The 290-nt window shown below is 55.5% G+C and carries 1 protein-coding gene; it reads right to left on the reverse strand.

The window, feature by feature from the left end:
* On the reverse strand, positions 1-290 hold a 290-nt coding region (locus tag HK11_RS08235; protein WP_304528676.1), incomplete at both ends, for a transketolase C-terminal domain-containing protein.

Genomic DNA, 290 nt, shown 5'->3' on the forward strand with positions numbered 1-290 from the left:
CCAAGTGCGCTGAGAGCAGTATTTACGATGTATGGAGCGGTAAGGCCAGCCTGCTCATACTGTGCTGCCTGAGTATTATGGTCGATAAAGATATCAGGCAAGGTCATGGGACGGAAGCGCACAGTGTCCAGCAGCCCGGTTCTGGCCAGGTGATGCATGACGAGAGACCCAAAGCCACCCTCTGAACCTTCCTCAAGCGTAATCAGCACAGCGTGGTTGCGCGCCAGATTTTCAACAAGGCCGGTGTCAAACGGTTTGGCAAAGCGCGCATCAGCAACGGTAGGGGCCAG

Source organism: Acetobacter sp. DmW_043, from assembly GCF_002153485.1.
Taxonomy (GTDB): Bacteria; Pseudomonadota; Alphaproteobacteria; order Acetobacterales; family Acetobacteraceae; genus Acetobacter; species Acetobacter thailandicus.